We start from the raw sequence: 19,771 nt of genomic DNA on the forward strand, positions 1-19,771 counted from the left end.
GCTTCAGTGCGGATGCAGGCGCCGGAGAAGCCTCGCCCCGAAGACGTTCACCGCCAGGCCCAGGACGATCACGGCCCCGCCGAAGGCCTCGATCGGGTGCATGGCTTCTCCGAGAATGAGAGCCGAGCCCAGGATCCCGGCCACCGGGACGAACAGGGCGAAGGGCGTCACCGTGGCGGCCGGGTGGCGGGACAGGAGATAGGCCCAGACGCCGAACGCCAAGATGGTCGTCGGATAGGCGAGATACATCACCGCCGCCAGGGTGCCGCCGTCGATCCGCGCCAGCGCCGCGAGGACCCGGCCGGGCCCGTCGAGCCAGAGCGACAGGCCGACCAGCGGCAGTGGCGCCACGAGGCTCGACCAGACGATGAAGCCCAGCATGTCGACCCGGCCGGCCCGCTTCGACACGATGTTGGCCACGCCCCAGGAGGCGGCCGCGAGCACGGTCATCAGGAACGGGACGGCGCTTCCGCCGGTCATGCGCGGCACGGCGATGAGCGCAAGGCCGAGGCTCGCCACGAGGCCGCCGATCACCTGGTGCGGCCCGGGCCGCTCTCCCATGACGAGAGCCGCGAAGAGGATCGTGAAGAAGACCTGCGCCTGCATGACCACGGAGGCGAGGCTCGCCGGCATGCCGATGGCGAGCGCCGCGAACAGCAGCCCGAACTGGGCGACGCCGAGGAAGAACCCGTAGGCGACGACGTTGCGCCAATCGGTCCTGGGCCGCGGGACGAAGAAGACGGCCGGAAGGGCCGCGAACAGGAATCGCAGCGCCGCCAGCAGCAGCGGCGGCGTGGTGCCGACCCCGAGCTTGATGACGACGAAGCTCAGGCCCCAGAGGGCCGTGACGAAAAGGGCGGCGAGGCTATGGGTGAGCGGCATGTGTCAAGACCGGGAGGCCGCTCGCTCGAAGGCCGGGCTGCGGGACGTCAGGCGCCCTTGCGGCGCAGGCGCACGATCACCTCGACGCCGGCCACTTCCATGCCGTCCGGCGGCTCGGGCAGGTCGGCGACGCTGAGGCCGGAGGACGGCATGTCGACCAGCTCGCCCTCGTCTTCCAGGAAGAAGTGGTGGTGCTCGGTCGGATTGGTGTCGAAATAGGCCTTGGCGCCGTCGACGGCGAGCTGGCGCAGAAGGCCGGCTTCCGTGAACTGGTGCAGGGTGTTGTAGACGGTCGCCAGGGAGACCGGGACGCGGGCGCGGGACGCCTCGTCGAAGAGCATTTCCGCCGTGATGTGCCGATCGCCCTTGCCGAACAGGAGCCAGCCCAGAGAGACGCGCTGCCGGGTCGGACGCAGGCCGACCCGACGCAGCTTGTCCCGCAACTCGGACACGGGGCACCCCTTCCGGGACGCCGGAGTGGTCGTGGACTCGATATAGGCGGACAAAGGATCGGTCATCGGCGGAACTGAATGAGGGATGGGCGCTTCTAACATCACAATCATAAGAAAGCGAGAGGGTGACTGCAAGGCTGCCCTGCGATGACGGCTGACATGCTCCTCGAACACGACGGAAGAATCCCGGCTCGGGTCCCTTGGATGGATGGCCAAGCCTGTGCTACCAGAGCCGGCAATCAGGTCTCGGGAGTCCCCCGGGGCTGCCTTTTGTGACGACGCGATGAAAGGATCGGCATCCGGCATGGCCCGCCAGTCCAGCTTTACCTATGAAGAGCTTCTCGCCTGCGGGCGCGGAGAATTGTTCGGCCCCGGCAACGCGCAGCTGCCGCTTCCGCCCATGCTCATGTTCGACCGGATCACGTCGATCGGCGAGGATGGCGGCGCCTATGGCAAGGGCCATGTGCTGGCGGAACTCGACGTGCGGCCGGACCTCTGGTTCTTCCCCTGCCACTTCGCGGGCGACCCGGTCATGCCGGGCTGCCTGGGGCTCGATGCCCTCTGGCAGATGACGGGCTTCTTCCTGGGCTGGGGCGGCTCCCCCGGCCGCGGCCGGGCGCTGGGCGTCGGCGAGGTGAAGTTCAGCGATCAGGTGCTGCCCACCGTCAAGAAGGTCGTCTACGGGGTCGATCTCAAGCGCGTCTTCCGCTCGAAGCTGGTGCTGGGCATCGCGGATGGCTGGCTGGAGGCCGACGGGCGCCGGATCTACGAGGCCAAGGACATGCGCGTCGGCCTGTTCCAGGCGGAGGCGGCCGCGGGGGGCTAGGCCTTTTGGCGCTCACCGACCGTCAACGGGCGTCCCATCGTATTGACAAAACGCATTCTTTTTTAAAGAACCGGCCCTGCCGTGCCACGGCAGGGCCTTCGAGCCTGGGACCACGCTTTCATCCCATTCGCATGGCTCAGTGTTGAGAATGCGCATCCTCGGCCTTACGTGTGGAATGGTTGAGGCTGGCAGTGAAGATCCTTTGAAGAGGTTAGGCTATGAGGCGGGTCGTCGTCACCGGAATGGGCATCGTGTCGTCCATCGGCAACAACACGCAGGAGGTTCTGGCCTCCCTGCGTGAAGCGAAGTCCGGCATCAGCAAGGCCGAGGACTACACGAAATACGGCTTCCGCTGCCAGGTTCACGGGGCTCCCAGCCTCAACCCCGAGGAGATCGTCGACCGGCGCGCCATGCGCTTCCACGCCCGGGGCACGGCCTGGAACCACGTGGCCATGGACCAGGCGATCCGGGACGCCGGCCTCGAGGAGAGCGACATCTCCAACGAGCGCACCGGCATCATCATGGGCTCGGGCGGTCCGTCCACCCGCATCATCATGGAAGCGGCCGACATCACCCGCGAGAAGGGCCCCAAGCGCATCGGCCCCTTCGCGGTCCCGAAGGCCATGTCGTCCACGGCATCGGCCACGCTGGCGACCTGGTTCAAGATCAAGGGCGTGAACTATTCGATCTCGTCCGCCTGCGCGACGTCCAACCACTGCGTCGGCAACGCCTACGAGATGATCCAGTACGGCAAGCAGGACGTGATGTTCGCCGGCGGCTGCGAGGACCTCGACTGGACCATGTCCAACCTGTTCGACGCCATGGGGGCCATGTCGACCAAGTACAACGATACCCCGTCCCGCGCCTCCCGGGCCTATGACGCCAATCGCGACGGCTTCGTCATCGCCGGCGGGGCGGGCGTGCTGGTGCTGGAGGAGCTGGAGCACGCCAAGGCGCGCGGCGCCCGGATCTACGGCGAGATCGTCGGCTACGGCATGACCTCGGACGGCTACGACATGGTGGCCCCCTCGGGCGAGGGCGCGATCCGCTGCATGCGCATGGCCCTCAAGGAGGTCCACAATCCGGTCGACTACATCAACCCGCACGCCACCTCGACCCCGGTGGGCGACCAGAAGGAGATCGAGGCGATCCGCACGGTCTTCGGCGCCGGCGACAAGTGCCCGCCGATCTCCGCGACGAAATCGCTCACCGGCCACTCGCTCGGCGCCACCGGCGTGCAGGAGGCGATCTACTCGCTTCTCATGATGAACAACGGCTTCATCTGCGAGAGCGCCCATATCGACGAGCTCGATCCGGAATTCGCCGACATGAACATCGTCCGCAAGCGGATCGACGATGCCAGGATCGACACGGTCCTGTCGAACTCCTTCGGCTTCGGCGGCACCAATGCCACACTCGTCTTCAGCCGGTTCAACGGGTAAAGCATCATGCGGACGAAAGCGGGTCACTGACGTGGCCCTTCGGGTCCGCTCGGACGATGTGCTCTTCAAAAGGGGGCATCGGATAAATCCCAAAAGTGGTTTCCACTTTTGGGTCCGATGCTCTACCGTCATAAACCTGAGACAGCTGCATGCGATGCCCCGACGAACCCAAGGGGACCTCGCATGGACACGCTGAATCATACCGACATTCCGGCTCGCGATGCACACTTTCATAACAATTCGCGTCGCACCATGGAGCCGATGCATAGGGGGACCCAAGTGACCGGTCTGATGCAAGGAAAGCGCGGCCTCATCATGGGCGTCGCCAACGACCATTCCATCGCCTGGGGCATCGCTAAGACCCTGGCCCAGCACGGGGCGGAGCTCGCCTTCACCTATCAGGGCGAGGCTCTGGGCAAGCGGGTCGCTCCCCTGGCGCAGTCGCTCGGCTCCAGCTTGGTGATCCCCTGCGATGTGGAGGACATCGCCTCCGTCGATGCGGTGTTCGAGACCCTGGACCGGCAGTGGGAGAACCTCGATTTCGTCGTCCACGCGATCGGCTTCTCCGACAAGTCGCAGCTCAAGGGCTCCTATGTGGACGTCACCACCCGGGAGAACTTCTCGCGCACCATGGTGATCTCCTGCTTCTCCTTCACGGAAATCGCCCAGCGCGCCGCCAAGAGGATGAGGAACGGCGGGTCGCTCCTGACCCTGACCTATGGCGGCTCGACCCGGGTCATGCCCAACTACAACGTGATGGGCGTGGCCAAGGCGGCCCTGGAAGCCTCCATGCGCTACATCGCGTCCGATCTCGGCCCCCAGGGGATCCGCTGCAACGCGATCTCGGCCGGCCCCGTGCGAACGCTGGCCGGCGCGGGCATCTCGGACGCCCGCCTCATGTTCACCTACCAGAAGGCCCATGCCCCCCTGCGCCGGACGGTGACCATCGAGGATATCGGCGGCTCGGCCCTCTACCTGTTGTCGGACCTCTCCAACGGCGTGACCGGCGAGATCCACTACGTGGATTCGGGCTACAACATCATCTCGATGCCGCGCCCCGAGGTGCTCAAGGCCCAGGATGCCGCGGGCGTGACCGGGGAAGAGGGCTGAGGCGGTCGGACGACGGGCGGAAGGGCTCCGGCTGGCCTTCCCGCCTTGGGCGTCCCCGGCCTCGGACGCGCGCTTAACCTTACCTGTAAAGCATCAGTCGAGTTCAGCTCCTCCAGCTCCCTGGAGAGGGCGGATCGCGCCGTTCGCCCTGATGGACAGGACTCACAATATAGGCCAAGAATTTATTCGATATTTGCGGCATCCTGGTTTGCCCTATGCATTGGAATGAGGACGTCGGACTCGCCTCGGCACGTGAGACATCTCGGGAAGATTTGCTCCTGACGCAGAGGATTAATCCGAGCATCGACGATAGTCTGTATCAATATGCGTTCGCCTTGAGCCGGCAGATTCCCTGGCTGGCCGATTCGGACGGGAAGGTGGTTCAGGTCGGGCCCGGCTGGGCCGAGTGGATCGGTCTGCCGCCCGAGCAGCTGGTCGACAACGGTTGGGTGAAGCTGGTCCACCCCGACGACCTGCCCCGGCTGCTCCAGTCCAGACGCGAGAGTCTCGCCAGCGGGTCGCCCTATCAATGCGAATATCGGATCAGGACGGCCGACGGGGCTTTCCGCTGGTGCCGCTCCAGTTCGGCGGCCCGGCGCGACGACACCGGGGCGATCGCCTTCTGGTACGGCACCACGGAAGACATCCACGACCGGAAGGAGGCGGAGCTGACCCTCCAGGGTCAAGCCCGCGTGCTGGAGATGGTTGCCGCCGGCCAGGCGCTCGGGGACATCCTGGCCGCGCTCTGCCGGCTGGCGGAAGCGCAGCTGCCCGGCGCGCGGTGCTCGGTCCTGCTGCACGATCCGGAGCATGGACGGCTCCGGCACGGCGCCGCCCCCGGCCTGCCGGCCGCCTACAATGCCGCGGTCGACGGCTTGAGGACCGGTCCGGTGGCGGGATCCTGCGGGACGGCCGTTCACACCCGCAGCAGCGTCATCGTCACCGATATCGCGTCGGACCCCCTCTGGGCGCCCTGGCGCGAACTCGCCCTGTCCCACCATCTCCGGGCCTGCTGGTCGAAGCCGATCGTCTCCCGGTCCGGCGACGTGCTCGGCACGTTCGCCTCCTATTACGACGAGCCCCGCACCCCGACCTGCGACGAAATGGAGCGCATGGAGGCCGTGCTGCATCTGGCCGCGCTGGCCCTGGAGCGGCAGCGGGACGACGCGGCCCTGCGCGAAAGCGAGGCGCATCACCGCCACTCCGTCGAGCTCAATCCTCAGATTTCGTGGACGGCCGATCCGCAGGGCAATCTCCTCGACGTCTCGTCGCGCTGGTGCGATCGCACCGGCACGGGCATGGACGATGCGCTCGGCTCCGGCTGGACCCGGTCGCTTCATCCGGACGACCTGCCCCTCACCCTGGACCGGTGGTCCCGTTCCCTGGCGACAGGCCAGGAGCTCGACGTGGATTATCGCCTGCGCATGGCGGACGGGACCTATCGCTGGTTCCGCTCCCGGGCGGCGGCCCGGCGCGCCGGGGACGGAACCGTGATCCGCTGGTACGGGACGGTGGAGGACATCCACGACCGCAAGCTCACGGAGGAAACCCTCCGCTGGGCGGCCCACCACGACGATCTCACGGGCCTCGCCAACCGCAGGCTGTTCCGCGAGCGCCTGCAGCAGGCGCTCGACGGAACCTCGGGTCCGTCCCGGGCGACAGGCCTTCTGGTGATGGACCTCGACCACCTCAAGCAGATCAACGACCGGTTCGGTCACGATGCCGGGGACGCTCTCCTGAAGGAGTTCGCCCAGCGCCTGCGCAGCGTCGCAGACTCCGCGGACACGATCGCCCGTCTCGGCGGTGACGAGTTCGCCGTCATCCTGCCGGAGATCGCCGGCGAGGGGGACGTGACCCGGATGGCCGACACCATCCTGGCCCGCATGCAGGAGCCCCTGAAGCGGGACGGCAAGCTGCTGGACTGCCGCACCAGCATCGGGGGTGCGGTTTCGGTCGGCACCGGCATGAGCCCGGAAGAGCTCCAGAAGCAGGCCGATCTGGCGCTCTACCGCAGCAAGACCTCAGGACGCGGCTCGTTCAGGATGTTCGTCGCGACCATGCGCGAGGAGTCGCAACGGACCGCCTCGGCCCTCGACGTGGCGGTGCGGGCGGTGGCATCGGACTGGATCGTGCCGTTCTATCAGCCGAAGGTGATGCTGGCCACGGGCGCGCTGAGCGGGTTCGAAGCGCTCCTGCGCTGGCATCATCCGGACGGCGGAATCCAGTCGCCGGAAAAGATCGCGCCCGCCTTCAACGACACCGAGCTCGGCACCGCCATCGGCGAGCGCATGCGCTCATGCATCTTCCGGGACATCCGCGGCTGGCTCGATGCGGGCCTCGATGTCGGGCGCATCGCGATCAACGTGTCGGCCGCCGAGTTCCGGCGCGACAATTATGCCGAGCGGGTGCTCGACGACCTGAGACGCATGGAGGTGCCGGCCCGCTGCCTCGAGGTGGAGGTCACCGAGAGCGTGTTTCTCGATTCCGGCGCCGAATACGTGGAGCGCGCCCTGCGGGCCCTGTGCGCGGAGGGCGTGACGATCGCCCTCGACGATTTCGGCACCGGCTACGCGTCGCTGTCGCACCTCAAGCGCTTCCCGGTCGACGCGATCAAGATCGACCGGACCTTCGTGGGCGGCCTGGAGACCGATGCGGACGACGCCGCCATCGTCCGGGCGCTCCTGAGCCTGGGCCGCAATCTCGGCATCGAGGTGGTGGCCGAGGGCGTCGAGACCGCCTTCCAGGCGACGCTCCTGCAGCGCATGAGCTGCGATCTCGTGCAGGGCTACCATTTCGGCCGCCCCATGCCGGCCGGGAACGTGCCGCACTTCGTCACCTCGTGGGTGGGCGTGTGAGGATCGTCGCGGGCACCCTGCTTCACGGCGGCGCGAGAAAGCCAACCTTGGCCTTGCCAGCGCCATGATCGGACGGCACGAGAGACTTTCCTTACGTGAGTTCCGCCCATGATCCTGTCCCGCCGCGTCGTTCTCGCCGGCCTCGCCCTGTCCGGCACGAAAGTTCCCGTCCTCGCGCAAGCCGCCCCGGAGCCGCAGCTGATCCCGGTGGAGCTGATCGAGAACGCCCTGAGCCTGCCCTCGGCCGTGCGCCTCGGCCACCCGCATGGCGACGTGATCATGGTGGAGTATTTCGACTACAACTGCCCCTGGTGCAAACGCTCGGCGCAGGCCCTGCCCGAACTGCTCAAGGCCGAGCCCGAGCTCTCCTACGTGCTGGTGAATTTCGCCGTGCTGAGCCCGCAATCGGTCGCCGCCACCCGGGCGGCCCTGGCCTATCTGCAGCTCGCCGGCCCCGGGCGCTACCTGCCGCTGCACCTGGCCCTGTTCTCCTTGCGCGGCACGGTCGACGGAGCCCGGGCCCTGGCGGAGGCCGAGCGCCTCGGCGGCGACATGAAGCGCATGACGGAACTCGCCGACAGCGAGACGACCACCGGCTGGATGAAAGACGCCTTCGCGACCGGCAGCGATCTCGGGCTCGTCGCGACTCCGTCGTTCCTGATCGGCACGCAGGCCTATATCGGCGGCATGAGCCTGGAGCAGAAGCGCGACGCCATCGCCCGGGCCAGAGGGTAGCGAACGCTGCGTCCCCGTTCCCGTCGCCGCCGGGTTCGTCCCGGTGATCTCGATCGTTCGAAGCGCAGCGCCTTCCCGGATCGGGATGGCCGGGACGAGCCCGGCCATGATTAGGGAAGAGTCGCGCCACTCGACCCTGCCCCTCCGTGTCATCACCGGGCCTGTCCCGGTGATCCCGATGGATTGAAGCGCCGACCCTCACCGGATCGGAATGGCCGGCACAGGGCCGGTGATGACGTGCGGAGGGTGTCAGGACGTCGGGACGGGCGGGGGCCATGACGCGGAGGTTCCGTTGGCTGCACCACGCCTTCCCGCGTCGGAGCGGGGAAAGTTGCGGCCGGTCGGTGGACCCGTTAAGCCCCGGGCATGTCGCTCATCCGCTCCTCGCTCCTGGTCGGCCTCGGCTCCGTGGCCTCGCGCGTCCTCGGCTTCGTCCGGGACATGCTGTTCGCCCAGGCCCTGGGCGCGGGGCCCGTGGCGGATGCGTTCCTCGCGGCCTTTCGCCTGCCCAACCTCGTCCGCCGTACCGTGGGCGAGGGCGGGCTCAACGCGGCCCTGATCCCGGCCCTCGGACGCCTGGAGCCGGAGGAGGCCGCCGTCACGGCCGGCGACGTGCTGGGCGTGTTCGGGCTGGCGCTCGTCGGGCTCACGGCCCTCGTGGAGCTCGGCGCGGGGGCGCTCGCCCTGCTGCTCGTGCCGGGGCTGCACGAGGACGGCGGAACCCTGGCCCTGGTGGCGCTCTATACCCGCCTGGCTTTCCCGATCGTGCCCTGTGCGGCCCTCGCGTCCATCGGGGCCGCCATCCTGAACCTGCACGGACGCTTCGTCGCGACGGCCCTCGCGCCGCTCGCCGTCAACGGCGGCCTGATCCTGACGCTCCTGGCCCTGGAGGTCGTCGCGCCCCTCCCGCTCGCGCGGAAGGCCGCTTGGCTCGCGGGGGCGTCGAGCCTCGCGGGGCTGATCCAGCTCGCTCTCGTGGCTGCGGCCCTGCGGAGCGGCCGTGTCCGGCTCGTGCGCCTGCGCAGGCCGCGCCGGTCGCCGCTGCTGAAGAGCCTCCTTCTCGCCGGCTTTCCCGTGCTGGCGGCCAGCGGGGCCGTGCAGCTCTTCCTCCTCGCGGCGACCCAGATCGCCTCGTTCTGGCCTTCGGGCGTGTCCTGGCTCTACTACGCCGAGCGGGTCGTGCAGCTGCCGCTCGGGCTGATGGCGGCTCTCGGGTCGAGCCTGCTCCTGCCGGAACTGGCCCGCCGCCATCGGGCCGGCGAGATGCGGGCCGTCGTGGCCGCGCAGAACCGGGCGATCGAGGTCTCCCTTCTGCTCGCCCTGCCGGCGAGCGCCGCCCTGATCATCCTGGCCGGGCCCATGAGCCGCGTGCTGTTCGAGCGCGGCGCGTTCGGATCCGCCGACGCCGAGGGCACCGCCCTGGTGCTCATGGCCCTGAGCGTCGGCCTGCCCTTCGCCACCGCGGCCAAGGTGCTGAGCCAGACCCTGTTCGCCCGCGGCTCCCTGAAGGCCGCCGTCGCGGCGACGGCCTTCGGGCTCGCCGTCACGGTCGCGGCCGCCCTGGCCCTCGCCTGGCCCTTGGGCCCGGCCGGGATCGCCCTGGGGGTGAGCATCGGCTGCCTGGGCCATGCGGCCGCCGTGGCCGTCGGCCTTCGCCGATACGGCCTCTGGTCGCCCGACCGGGCCCTGGCCGGGCGGGTGGTGCGGATCGCCGCGGCGGCGGCCGCGATGGGCCTCGGACTCGCGGCCGCCACGCGCGTCCTCCCGCAGATCGGCACCCTGTCCCTCGCGGGGCTGTGCCTGGGGGGCCTCGCGGTCTACGGCCTTGCCGCCGTGGCGACCGGCGCCCTGACCCGGGACGATTGGACCGCGCTCACGAAACAATCGTGAGAACCCGAAACAATCGCGAGAACCCGGAAAACATCACGAGAACCCTGAAAACATCACGAGAACCCTTGCATCGTGGCACGGCCCTGTCATAAGGCGCGCCTCGATGGAGCGATCGGACGCGGAAGACCCGCACGTCGCTCCGGGACAAGAAGTCAGACCTATCCGGGGCGGTTGGCGGTTGACCCTGAAACCCGCGCCTGCCCTCTGTCGGAGTTCAACACGATGGCGCAGTTCAAGGAGCTGGTGTTCTCGGGCGTTCAGCCCACCGGCAATCTCCATCTCGGGAATTACCTCGGCGCCATCAAGCGCTTCGTCGCCATGCAGGAGAGCTTCGACTGCATCTATTGCGTCGTCGACATGCACGCGATCACCGTGCCGCAGAACCCGGCCGACCTCACCCGCCAGATCCGCGAGGTGACCGCCGCGTTCCTGGCCGCCGGCATCGATCCCAAGCGCCACATCGTGTTCAACCAGTCCCAGGTGCCGCAGCACGCGGAGCTCGCCTGGGTGTTCAACTGCGTGGCCCGGCTCGGCTGGCTCAACCGCATGACCCAGTTCAAGGACAAGGCGGGCAAGGACCGGGAGAACGCCTCGGTCGGCCTCTACGCCTATCCGGACCTGATGGCGGCCGACATCCTGGTCTACCGGGCCACCCACGTGCCGGTGGGCGAGGACCAGAAGCAGCACCTGGAACTGACCCGCGACATCGCCCAGAAGTTCAACAACGACTGGGCGGAATCGATTGCCGCGAACGGTTTCGGCGATGCCTTCTTCCCGCTGACCGAGCCGATGATCCAGGGCCCCGCCACCCGCGTCATGTCACTGCGCGACGGCTCCAAGAAGATGTCGAAATCGGACCCGTCCGACTACTCGCGCATCAACCTGACCGACGACGCCGACACCATCGCCCAGAAGGTGCGCAAGGCGAAGACCGATCCCGAGCCGCTGCCGAGCGAGGTCGAGGGCCTGAAGGCCCGGCCCGAGGCCGAGAACCTCGTGGCGATCTACGCGGCCCTCATGGACACGACGCCGGACGAGGTGCTGCGCCAGCATGGCGGCTCGCAGTTTTCCGGCTTCAAGGCCGCCCTCGTGGACGTGGCCGTGACGAAGCTCTCCCCCGTGGCCGACGAGATGCGCCGTCTCATGGCCGATCCCGGCCATATCGATGCGGTGCTCGCGGACGGTTCGGCCCGGGCCCGGGCCATTGCGTCGGTGACCATGGACGCCGTCAAGGATATCGTCGGCTTCGTGCGTGCGCGCTGATGGTCGGGCTTGCTCTCGCCATGACGGCAGGGCAGCATCGAGCGCATCGTGCGGAAAAGTGGATCCGGTTTTCCGCGGAAACGATGCGCCAGCGAACAGATGGAGCATCGGATTCGATCCCAAAAGTGCCTTCCACTTTTGGGCCGATGCTCTGGTGATGCAGGAGAGCTGGCTGTGAGCGGCAAACGTCGATCCTACGAATCGGGCCATCGCCCGAAATTCATGGTGGTGGTCGACCAGACGCCGGAATGCGCCCGGGCGGTCCATTTCGCCTCGCGGCGAACGGCCCGCACCGGCGCCAGCATGATCATGCTGGCGGTCGTGGATCCGCCCGACAATTTCGAATGGCTCGGCGTCGGCGAGGCGATGATCGAGGAGGCAAGCGAGGAGGCGCAGAAGCAGCTCGATGCGGCCGCCCGCGAGGCCCGCAGCGCCGCCGGCGTCGATCCCGAGCAGGTGATCCGGGTGGGCGTTCGGGCCGACGAGATCATGAAGCTCATCAACGAGGACGAGGACATCTCCTTCCTGGTGCTGGCCGCGGGCAGCGCCAAGGAAGGACCCGGCCCCCTGGTCTCGACCCTTGCCGGCCGTTCGGCCGCCTCCTTCCCGGTTCCCATCGTGATCGTGCCGGGCAGCCTGACCGATGAAGAGATCGACGCGCTGGCAGGCTGACCTTCGCCGGCTGCCGCACGGCCGGATCCTGCAGCCCCGGCATGCCGCCCGGACACCCATTCTCCCCTTGGAATCCGCCGGCATCCATTCCACATTGGACATGGAACCTGTTAGAACGATTCTAACACCCCTACTCGGCCGGCCTTGAACCGGCGCAGAGGACGAGAGAAGCGATGTTCATCCAGACCGAAGCGACCCCCAATCCCGCCACCTTGAAGTTCCTGCCCGGCCGCGTCGTGATGCCGGAAGGCACGTTCGAGGCGAAGACGCCCGAGCAGGGCGAGATCTCGCCCCTCGCCCAGCGGCTCTTTTCCGTTCCGGGCGTGACCGGCGTGTTCTTCGGCTACGATTTCGTCACCGTCACGAAGGCGGACGGCGAGTGGCAGCACCTGAAGCCGGCCATCCTCGGCGCGATCATGGAGCATTTCATGACCGGCGCGCCGCTCTTCGCCAACGGCTACGGGGCCACGGAGGAGGACGGCGAGGAATTCTTCGACGATGCCGATGCCGCCACGGTCGAGACCATCAAGGAGCTGCTCGAGACCCGCATCCGCCCGGCGGTGGCGGGCGACGGCGGCGACATCACCTTCCGGGGCTTCAAGGAGGGCACCGTTTACCTCGTCATGAAGGGCGCCTGCTCGGGCTGCCCGTCCTCGACGGCGACCCTGCGCCACGGCATCCAGAACCTGCTGCGCCACTTCCTGCCGGACGTGCGCGAGGTGCAGGCCGTCTGATCCAGCCCAAGACATTCAGTTCTCGAAGCACATTCAGTTCTCGAAGCACACTCAGTTCTCGAAGCGCGGCTGCGTCGGCCGCGCTTTTTCTTTGGAGCCTCCCGTTGCCCGCCCTGCCCGATCCCGGAGGAGACCCTGCGCGGTCGCCGATCTTGCGAAGCTCGGCCCGACGAGCGCCAATGCCTCGCCCGGCCGCTTCGTCTTCGTGGTGTCGCGGGAGGCCAAGGAGCGGCTGAGGCCTTATCGCGATGAGGGCAATGTGCGCCAGACCATGAGCGCGCCCGCCACCGTGATCGTCGCCCACGACACGGCGTTCTACGAGAAGCTCCCCGCCCTAGCGCCCAACAGCCCCGAGGCGCGCGGCTGGTTCGCCGGCAAGCCCGAAGCCATCGAACGGGCGGGCTTCCAGGGTTCGTGCCTCCAGGGCGCCTATCTCATCATGGCGGCCCGCGCGCGGGTTCGACCGCCACGGGGTCGACGAGGCGTTCTTCCCGGACGGGAAAGCCAAGTCCAACTTCCTCGTCAAGCTGGGCTACGGCACCCCTGAGAAGCTCCATCCGCGCCAGCCGCGCCTCCCTTTGAGGATTTCTGCGCCATCGCCTGACGGACCATGACGGTCGAGCGGCAAGAAACCGGGTTCCCTCCTCTCCGACTCATGCTCTAAAGAAAGGCGCAGACCTGACGGAGACGAATGTTGCGCGTCCTTGCCATCGATACCGCCCTCGGCGCCTGCTCGGCCTGCATCGTCGAAGCCGGGCAGCCCGTGCCGCTCGCCGCCGAGACCATCCCCATGGACCGCGGCCATGCCGAGGCCCTGATGCCGCTGCTCGACCGGCTCTCGGCCCAGGTCGAGGGCGGCTTCGAGAGCCTGGACCGGGTCGCCGTCACGGTCGGGCCCGGCAGCTATACGGGCCTCCGGGTCGGCATCGCGGCCGCCCGCGGCATCGGCCTGGCGGCCGGCATTCCCGTGGTGGGGGTCGCGACCCTGTCGGCCTTCCTGGCGCCCCTGATGGTGGGCGACCGACGCGGGCTCTTCACCGCGGCCATCGACGCCAAGCACGGCCACATCTACATTCAGGCGATCGCGCCGGGCGGGCGCACGATCATCCCGCCAGGTCTCATGACCTACCGCGATGCGATCCGGCTCCTCGGATCCGGCCCGATCCTCGTCGCCGGATCCGCCTCGGCCATGCTGGCGGCCGAAGCCCGCGCTCAGGGGGTCGAGGCCCACATCAATGACATCGCGGGCTTTCCCGACATCGCCTGGGTGGCCCGCCTCGGCGCGCTGGCCGATCCGAACCAGGCCCTGCCCAAGCCCCTCTACCTGCGCGAGCCCGACGCCAAGCCGCAGGATGGGGGCCGGATCGCCCGGCAATAGCATCCCCGCCAATAGCATCTCCCCATGAGCATTCTCGACCGGTTCATCCATCCGCCGGCCCCGCGCATCGAAGCCGTCGGGACCGAGGCGGCCGCCCGTCTGGCAGCGATCCACGCTTCGGCCTTCGCCCGCCCCTGGAGCACCCTCGACTTCGAGCGCCTGCTCGGCGAGCGCGGCGTTGTGGCCGACGGCCTCTTTCTCGGACGCACGGCGAAACCGGTCGGCTTCACCCTGTCGCGGATCGTGCTCGACGAGGCGGAGATCATCACGGTGGCGATCGCCGCGGAGGCGCGGGGGAAGGGCCATGCCCGCCCGCTGCTCTCCCGCCACCTCGACGCGCTCGCGCGCCGGGGGGTGGCCCGGGTCCACCTGGAGGTCGAGGAAGGCAATGCGCCGGCCCTCGCCGTCTACCGCCGCCTGGGCTTTCGAGACATCGGACGGAGGGACGGCTATTATCGGAAAGCCGATGGAACGACGGTGGCCGCGCTGACCATGGCCCTGGACCTATAGCCCGCCTCGCTTCCCTCGCCTATAAGCCTCCGCAAGGAGTCATTCGAGCCTTGGTCACACGGAACAGCATATCCGCCAAAACGCGCCGGTCGGACGCCATCGAGCGCGCCTGCCGCGACAAGGGCCTGCGCATGACCGGCCAGCGCCGGATCATCGCGCAGGTCCTCGATTCGGCCGAGGACCACCCGGACGTGGTGGAGCTGCACCGGCGCGCCGCCGAGGTGGACGACCGCATCTCCCTGTCCACAGTCTACCGCACGGTGAAACTCTTCGAGACGGAGGGAATCCTCGAGCGGCTCGATTTCCGCGACGGACGCTCGCGCTACGAGCAGGCCGCGCGGGAGCACCACGATCACCTCATCAACCTGGAAACCGGCGCCGTGATCGAGTTCCGGTCCGAGGAGATCGAGGCGCTGCAGAACGAGATCGCCAAGCGGCTCGGCTACAGGGTCGTCTATCATCGGCTCGAGCTCTACGCGGTGCCGCTCGACAAGGACGACGCGTGACGAGACCCGGCGTCGTCTTCCGGCTCCTTCTGCTCGGCCTGTGCAGCCTCGTGCTCGTGCCCTGGCAGATGCTGGCTCTGCGCTTCGGATGGTCGTCCATGCTGCACCGGCTGCCCGTGTGGTTCCACCGGGCGCTGCTGACGATCTTCAACGTGCGCGTGATCGAGCGGGGAACACCGCCGACCGATGCGCCGACCATCGTCCTGTCGAACCACGTCTCCTGGCTCGACATTCCGGTGATCGGCTCCCTCCACCCGCTCTCCTTCATCGCGAAATCCGAGATCGAGGGCTGGCCGGTGGTCGGCCTGTTCGCGCGGCTCCAGCGCTCGGTCTTCATCGACCGCCAGCGCCGCAAGGCCACCGCCGAGGTGAACGATGCGCTCGCCCACCGGCTGGTGAAGGGCGAGGTGATCGTGCTGTTCGCGGAGGGCACCACGAGCGACGGCAACCGCCTCCTGCCCTTCCGCTCGTCCCTGGTGGGTGCGGCCCAGACGGCCCTCATGCATGACGACGTCGAGCGGGTGTTCCTCCAGCCGCTCGCCATCGCGTATACGCGCCGCAACGGTCTGCCCGTGACCCGGCGGGAGCGCCCCTTCATCGCCTGGTACGGCGACATGGATCTCGCGCCCCACCTGAAGCTGTTCGTCCAGGGTGACCCCCTCGACGTGGTGGTCACCTGGGGCGAGCCGATCCCGTTCAACGGCAACCGCAAGCAGGCCACCGCGTCCGCCGAGGCCGAGGTGCGCCGCGCCCTGAAGGCGGCTTGAGGCCGTTCACCCCCGCGTCGCCTCCACGCCGGACGCTTTCGCCTCCTCCATGAGCCAGGCCCGGAAGGCGGCCAGCGCCGGCCGGTCGGCGGTGGCTTCGGGGCAGACCACGTAATACTGGTAGGCCCCCTTCACCTGCTGCGGGAAGGGCTGAACCAGGCGCCCGGCCTGCAGGTAGTCGCCGATCAGCACGTTGGTGGCGAGAGCCACGCCCTGGCCGGATGCGGCGGCCTGCAGGCAGAGATAGGTGTGGGTGAAGCGCGGGCCGCGGGAGGTGTCGACACCCGTGACGCCGAGAGCCGCGAGCCAGCGGTCCCAGGTGGTGTAGTCCGGCACCCCGCCGACGGCTTCGTGGATGAGGGTGTGACGGCGCAGGTCCGCGGGCTCGCGCAGGGGCCGCTCCGGATCGCCCAGCAGGCCCGCGCTGCACACCGCGAAGAAGTATTCGTCCATCAGCAGGTCGGTGCGCAGGCCCGGATAGGCCCCTTGGCCGAAGCGGATCGCGATATCCACGTCCTCCCGGGCGAAATCGGTGAGCTGCATCGAGACCGAAACTCGGACGTCGAAGTCCGGGTGGCGCGCCTGGAAGGACCCGAGCCGCGGGATGAGCCAGTTCGACGCCAGGCTCGGCATGGCGCTGACCGTGATGACATGGGGGGCTTCCGGGCGCAGGGCCTGGGCCGTGGCGTGATCGAGCCGGTCGAGGATGTCCGACAGGGACGCGGCATAGGCCTGCCCCAAGGGCGTCAGCGCCACGCCGCGGCTCGGCTGGCGGACGAAGAGCGGGCGTCCGAGCCAGGCTTCGAGGGCCTTCACCTGCTGGCCCACGGCGCTCGCCGTGACGGCGATCTCGTCGCCCGCCTTCTCGAAGTTCAGGTGGCGGGACGCAGCCTCGAAGGCGCGCAGGGCGTTCAGGGGCGGAAGGCGTCGGCGGGACATGGCAAATCCGGAGCTTTGCCCAAGTTTTGCTTGGGCATCAGGCAAGAACTTCTCGTTTGCTTATAACCTATCACAGGAGCACATTTCCCTTCAATGCAACGCCATCGAAGGAGACCCGCCATGGCGATCGGACATGCCGCAGCAAATCTTGGGTTCCACGGGGTCGGCCGTGAGCGCAAGCGGAGCGTGCTTCAGTTCCTGCTCAGGGTTGAGGCCTGGCTCGACTCGCGCAGGAACTCCAAGGCTCTGTACCAAATGGACGACCGGGAGCTTGCCGATATCGGGTTGTCGCGCGCCGATGTGGAAGGCTTGAATGTGGACACCTGGCAGGATCACCTGCCGCACGCGTTCAGCCGATGACATCCCGAAAGGCACCCCGATGAAGCTCTATTCCGGCCCCGTGAGCCTCTTCTCCCGCAAGGTCGAGATCGCCCTTCACGAGAAGGGGCTCGCGTTCGAGCAGATCCTGGTGCCGTTCACGCAGACGGCCGGCTACAGCCCGAAGAACCCGGACGTGCTCGCCGTCAATCCCAAGGGGCAAGTCCCGGTCCTCGTGGACGGGGACCTGTCTCTCTACGATTCGACGGTCATCCTCGAATACCTGGAAGACGCCTACCCGGATCCGGCGCTCTATCCGAAGTCCCCGGCAGCGCGGGCCCGGTGCCGGCTCTTCGACGTGTTCGGCGACGAGGTCATGCTGGCGCCGCTGCGTTTCCTGATGCACCGGACCGAGCCGAAGCCCGACGATCTCGAGCGCTGGCACGCCAAGGAAGCCAAGGCCCGGGAGGCCGAACCGGTCCTGGCCGGCCATTTCGCCGAGCTCGACCGGGCGCTCCGGAGCAGGGACTATCTCTGCGGCGCGTTCTCGGCCGCCGATATCGCGGTGTTTATGCCCGTCTTCTGGACCCGCCGCCTCGGCGGCCCATCCCTGAGAGGGCACGAGGCCCTGGCCGGTTGGTATGCGCGGCTCGGCGCCCGTCCGGCCTTCGCTCAAGTCGTGTCCGAGATCCTGGCCGCCGACGCCGCGTTGTCGGCCCCGGTCGAGGGTGCCTTCGGGGATTGAGGAAGGCGGCAGGCCTTTGCCCCCTCTCCCCTCGCCGATCAGGCCGCCGGAAGACCTGCCGGCCGCAGCCGTCCGGCACCGGCCAGGACGAGCGCCGCGACCAGGAAGAGAGCCGCCACCCAGCCGAGATCTCCCACGGTCGCGTAGCGCAGCACCAGCCCGCCGATGAACGAGCCGAGCGCCACGCCGAAATAGAGCGCCGAGCCGTTGAGCGAGAGCGCCAGAGGGGCGCTGCCCGGCGCGATTGCCAGGATCCGGCTCGCCTGGGCGGGCGGAAAGGACCACGACATGACGCCCCAGGGGAACAGGGCGCCGAGGAAGGCCGGCCCGGCCCATCCGTCGGGCAGATGCCCGAGGAGCGCGAAGAACAGCATCATGCCCGTATTGAGGACGATCGCGACCGTCACCATGCGCTGCGCGCCCCAACGGTCGGCCATCTGGCCGCCGAGATAGTTTCCCAGGGCGGCGCCGCTGCCATAGACCAGCAGCACGGTCGGCAGCAGGGATCGGCCGAGGCCGGCGGCCTGGAGGGTCATGGGGGCGATATAGGTGAAGATCATGAAGCCCGCCGTCATGTAGAGCAGCGTCGTCGCCAGCGCCGGGCGGATCCCCGGTTGCGCCAGGACCGCGAACCGGCTCCGGAGCGGCATCCTCGTGCCGCGCAGCCCTTCCGGCAGCATGAGGCGGATCGCCAGGGCGGCGATCACGCCCGCGAGGGCGATGCTCGCATAGGTGCCCCGCCAGCCGGCCCAGCCGGCCACGAAGGCCCCGAGGGGCGCCCCGAACGCGACGGCGAGCGACGTTCCGCCGACCACGATGGCGATCGCCCGCGCCCGGTGGTCGGCATGGGAGATCGCGACCGCGGTCGCCTGGGCGGTCGCGGCGTAGAGCCCGGCCGCGCAGGCGATCACGATCCGGGCGACGAGGAGAACCGCGTAGGTGTGGGCGAAGGCGGCGCTCAGCGCGCCGGCAGCGAAGACCAGGGCGCTTGCGGTGAGGATCGTGCGACGGTCCCGTGCGGCGGTGAGCGCCGTCAGGACCGGCGAGGCGGTCGCGTAGACCAGGGCGAAGGCCACCACGAGGTAGCCGGCCTCGATCAGGGTGACGCCGGTATCCTCGGAGATCTGCGGGAGGAGCGACGCGATGACGAAGCCCTCCGCCCCGATGGCGAAGGTGCCGAGAGCCAGCCAGAAGAGACGCTTGTCCATGCTCCACCCGGTTTGTTCAACGATCATTGAACAATTGAACCTCTTATCCTCCGAAGTCAAGGTCTAGTTCAAGAGATGTTGAACTACGCGAGAAACCCCTTATGTTGAGCGGCATGACCTCCCTGCCCCATCCCCATGCCGATCAGATCGAGCTGGCCCATGTCCTGTCAGCCCTCGGCGACGAGACCCGTCTGGCCATCATCGGGCTTCTGGCCCAGGGCGAGCAGGACGCGATGACCTGCAGCCAGTTCCTGCATCTCGGCTCCAAGACGGGTCTGAGCTATCATCTGGCCAAGCTGCGCGAAGCCGGACTGGTCAGGGTCCGGCCCGAGGGCACGAAGCGCATGATCAGCCTGCGCCGGGCCGACCTCGACCGGCGTTTTCCGGGCTTTCTCGATTCGATCATCGCGTGCCAGGCGGCTCGGCCGAAGCCGGGAACCCAGGCGTAACGGAAGCGCCACGCCGGGTGTTGTCTCTGTCACAGAGGCAACTCTCTTCTCTTGCCGGCCCAAAGCGCTTAAAGACAGGGCTTCACCCTT

21 protein-coding genes are annotated in these 19,771 nt (G+C 68.2%); 17 read left to right on the forward strand and 4 right to left on the reverse strand.

The annotated features are described in order from the left end of the window. Positions 1–3: 3 nt before the first annotated feature. Positions 4–882, reverse strand: coding sequence for an EamA family transporter (locus OCW50_RS09210; RefSeq protein ID WP_262297260.1), 879 nt, complete (start codon positions 880–882; stop codon positions 4–6). 47 nt (positions 883–929) lie between these two features. After that, positions 930–1,400, reverse strand: a complete 471-nt coding sequence (gene irr, locus OCW50_RS09215; protein ID WP_262297261.1) for a Fur family transcriptional regulator Irr — start codon at positions 1,398–1,400, stop codon at positions 930–932. Between the two features lie 238 nt (positions 1,401–1,638). Between irr and fabA the strand changes: the two genes are divergently transcribed. From fabA to olsA, 14 genes are all read left to right on the forward strand, one after another. Continuing rightward, positions 1,639–2,160, forward strand: a complete 522-nt coding sequence (gene fabA / locus OCW50_RS09220; RefSeq protein WP_262270497.1) for a 3-hydroxyacyl-[acyl-carrier-protein] dehydratase FabA — start codon at positions 1,639–1,641, stop codon at positions 2,158–2,160. A 218-nt stretch (positions 2,161–2,378) separates the two neighbouring features. After that, on the forward strand, positions 2,379–3,602 hold the full coding sequence (gene fabB, locus OCW50_RS09225; RefSeq protein ID WP_262270498.1) for a beta-ketoacyl-ACP synthase I: 1,224 nt from the start codon (positions 2,379–2,381) through the stop codon (positions 3,600–3,602). 279 nt (positions 3,603–3,881) lie between these two features. Beyond that, entirely contained in the window at positions 3,882–4,712 is an 831-nt protein-coding gene (fabI, locus tag OCW50_RS09230) for an enoyl-ACP reductase FabI (RefSeq protein WP_315974411.1), read from the forward strand. A 215-nt stretch (positions 4,713–4,927) separates the two neighbouring features. After that, a complete protein-coding gene (locus OCW50_RS09235) occupies positions 4,928–7,567 on the forward strand; it encodes a bifunctional diguanylate cyclase/phosphodiesterase (RefSeq protein ID WP_262297262.1) in 2,640 nt (879 codons plus the stop codon). A gap of 108 nt (positions 7,568–7,675) precedes the next feature. Beyond that, positions 7,676–8,302: a thioredoxin domain-containing protein gene (locus tag OCW50_RS09240; RefSeq protein ID WP_262297263.1), complete on the forward strand. Its 627-nt coding sequence runs from the start codon at positions 7,676–7,678 to the stop codon at positions 8,300–8,302. Positions 8,303–8,668: 366 nt separating this feature from the next. Then, on the forward strand, positions 8,669–10,192 hold the full coding sequence (gene murJ, locus OCW50_RS09245) for a murein biosynthesis integral membrane protein MurJ (protein WP_262297264.1): 1,524 nt from the start codon (positions 8,669–8,671) through the stop codon (positions 10,190–10,192). Between the two features lie 222 nt (positions 10,193–10,414). After that, positions 10,415–11,455 (forward strand): tryptophan--tRNA ligase, encoded by a 1,041-nt coding sequence (gene trpS / locus OCW50_RS09250; RefSeq protein WP_262270502.1) that lies wholly within the window; start codon positions 10,415–10,417, stop codon positions 11,453–11,455. 174 nt (positions 11,456–11,629) lie between these two features. Continuing rightward, the gene (locus OCW50_RS09255; protein WP_262270503.1) at positions 11,630–12,127 is read left to right on the forward strand and encodes a universal stress protein; all 498 of its coding nucleotides are present in this window, start codon (positions 11,630–11,632) and stop codon (positions 12,125–12,127) included. A 173-nt stretch (positions 12,128–12,300) separates the two neighbouring features. After that, on the forward strand, positions 12,301–12,861 hold the full coding sequence (locus tag OCW50_RS09260; protein ID WP_262297265.1) for a NifU family protein: 561 nt from the start codon (positions 12,301–12,303) through the stop codon (positions 12,859–12,861). 91 nt (positions 12,862–12,952) lie between these two features. Continuing rightward, a complete protein-coding gene (locus tag OCW50_RS09265; RefSeq protein ID WP_262297266.1) occupies positions 12,953–13,408 on the forward strand; it encodes a nitroreductase family protein in 456 nt (151 codons plus the stop codon). Between the two features lie 147 nt (positions 13,409–13,555). Further along, positions 13,556–14,239 carry a tRNA (adenosine(37)-N6)-threonylcarbamoyltransferase complex dimerization subunit type 1 TsaB gene (gene tsaB, locus OCW50_RS09270; RefSeq protein WP_262297331.1) on the forward strand — a complete coding sequence of 228 codons (684 nt, stop codon included), beginning with the start codon at positions 13,556–13,558 and terminating at the stop codon, positions 14,237–14,239. Positions 14,240–14,263: 24 nt separating this feature from the next. Then, positions 14,264–14,749: a GNAT family N-acetyltransferase gene (locus OCW50_RS09275; RefSeq protein ID WP_262297267.1), complete on the forward strand. Its 486-nt coding sequence runs from the start codon at positions 14,264–14,266 to the stop codon at positions 14,747–14,749. A gap of 131 nt (positions 14,750–14,880) precedes the next feature. Continuing rightward, positions 14,881–15,255 (forward strand): Fur family transcriptional regulator, encoded by a 375-nt coding sequence (locus OCW50_RS09280; protein ID WP_373371355.1) that lies wholly within the window; start codon positions 14,881–14,883, stop codon positions 15,253–15,255. Next, entirely contained in the window at positions 15,252–16,022 is a 771-nt protein-coding gene (gene olsA / locus OCW50_RS09285) for a lyso-ornithine lipid O-acyltransferase (RefSeq protein WP_262297268.1), read from the forward strand. Before OCW50_RS09280 ends, olsA begins: the two co-directional genes overlap by 4 nt. 6 nt (positions 16,023–16,028) lie before the next feature. On the opposite strand, the gene gcvA is transcribed toward olsA, so the two are convergent. Continuing rightward, positions 16,029–16,961 (reverse strand): transcriptional regulator GcvA, encoded by a 933-nt coding sequence (gene gcvA / locus OCW50_RS09290; RefSeq protein ID WP_262297269.1) that lies wholly within the window; start codon positions 16,959–16,961, stop codon positions 16,029–16,031. A 120-nt stretch (positions 16,962–17,081) separates the two neighbouring features. Here gcvA and OCW50_RS09295 point away from each other — a divergent pair, with 120 nt between their 5' ends. Further along, entirely contained in the window at positions 17,082–17,321 is a 240-nt protein-coding gene (locus OCW50_RS09295; protein WP_262270509.1) for a DUF1127 domain-containing protein, read from the forward strand. 19 nt (positions 17,322–17,340) lie between these two features. Further along, positions 17,341–18,024 carry a glutathione S-transferase family protein gene (locus OCW50_RS09300; protein WP_262297270.1) on the forward strand — a complete coding sequence of 228 codons (684 nt, stop codon included), beginning with the start codon at positions 17,341–17,343 and terminating at the stop codon, positions 18,022–18,024. A gap of 38 nt (positions 18,025–18,062) precedes the next feature. Here the strand turns inward: OCW50_RS09300 and OCW50_RS09305 are convergent, their stop codons facing one another. Beyond that, entirely contained in the window at positions 18,063–19,232 is a 1,170-nt protein-coding gene (locus OCW50_RS09305) for an MFS transporter (protein ID WP_262297271.1), read from the reverse strand. Between the two features lie 113 nt (positions 19,233–19,345). Between OCW50_RS09305 and OCW50_RS09310 the strand changes: the two genes are divergently transcribed. Beyond that, the gene (locus OCW50_RS09310; RefSeq protein WP_262297272.1) at positions 19,346–19,681 is read left to right on the forward strand and encodes an ArsR/SmtB family transcription factor; all 336 of its coding nucleotides are present in this window, start codon (positions 19,346–19,348) and stop codon (positions 19,679–19,681) included. Positions 19,682–19,771: the final 90 nt, after the last annotated feature.

The organism is Microvirga sesbaniae (assembly GCF_025460805.1).
Classification (GTDB): Bacteria; Pseudomonadota; Alphaproteobacteria; order Rhizobiales; family Beijerinckiaceae; genus Microvirga; species Microvirga sesbaniae.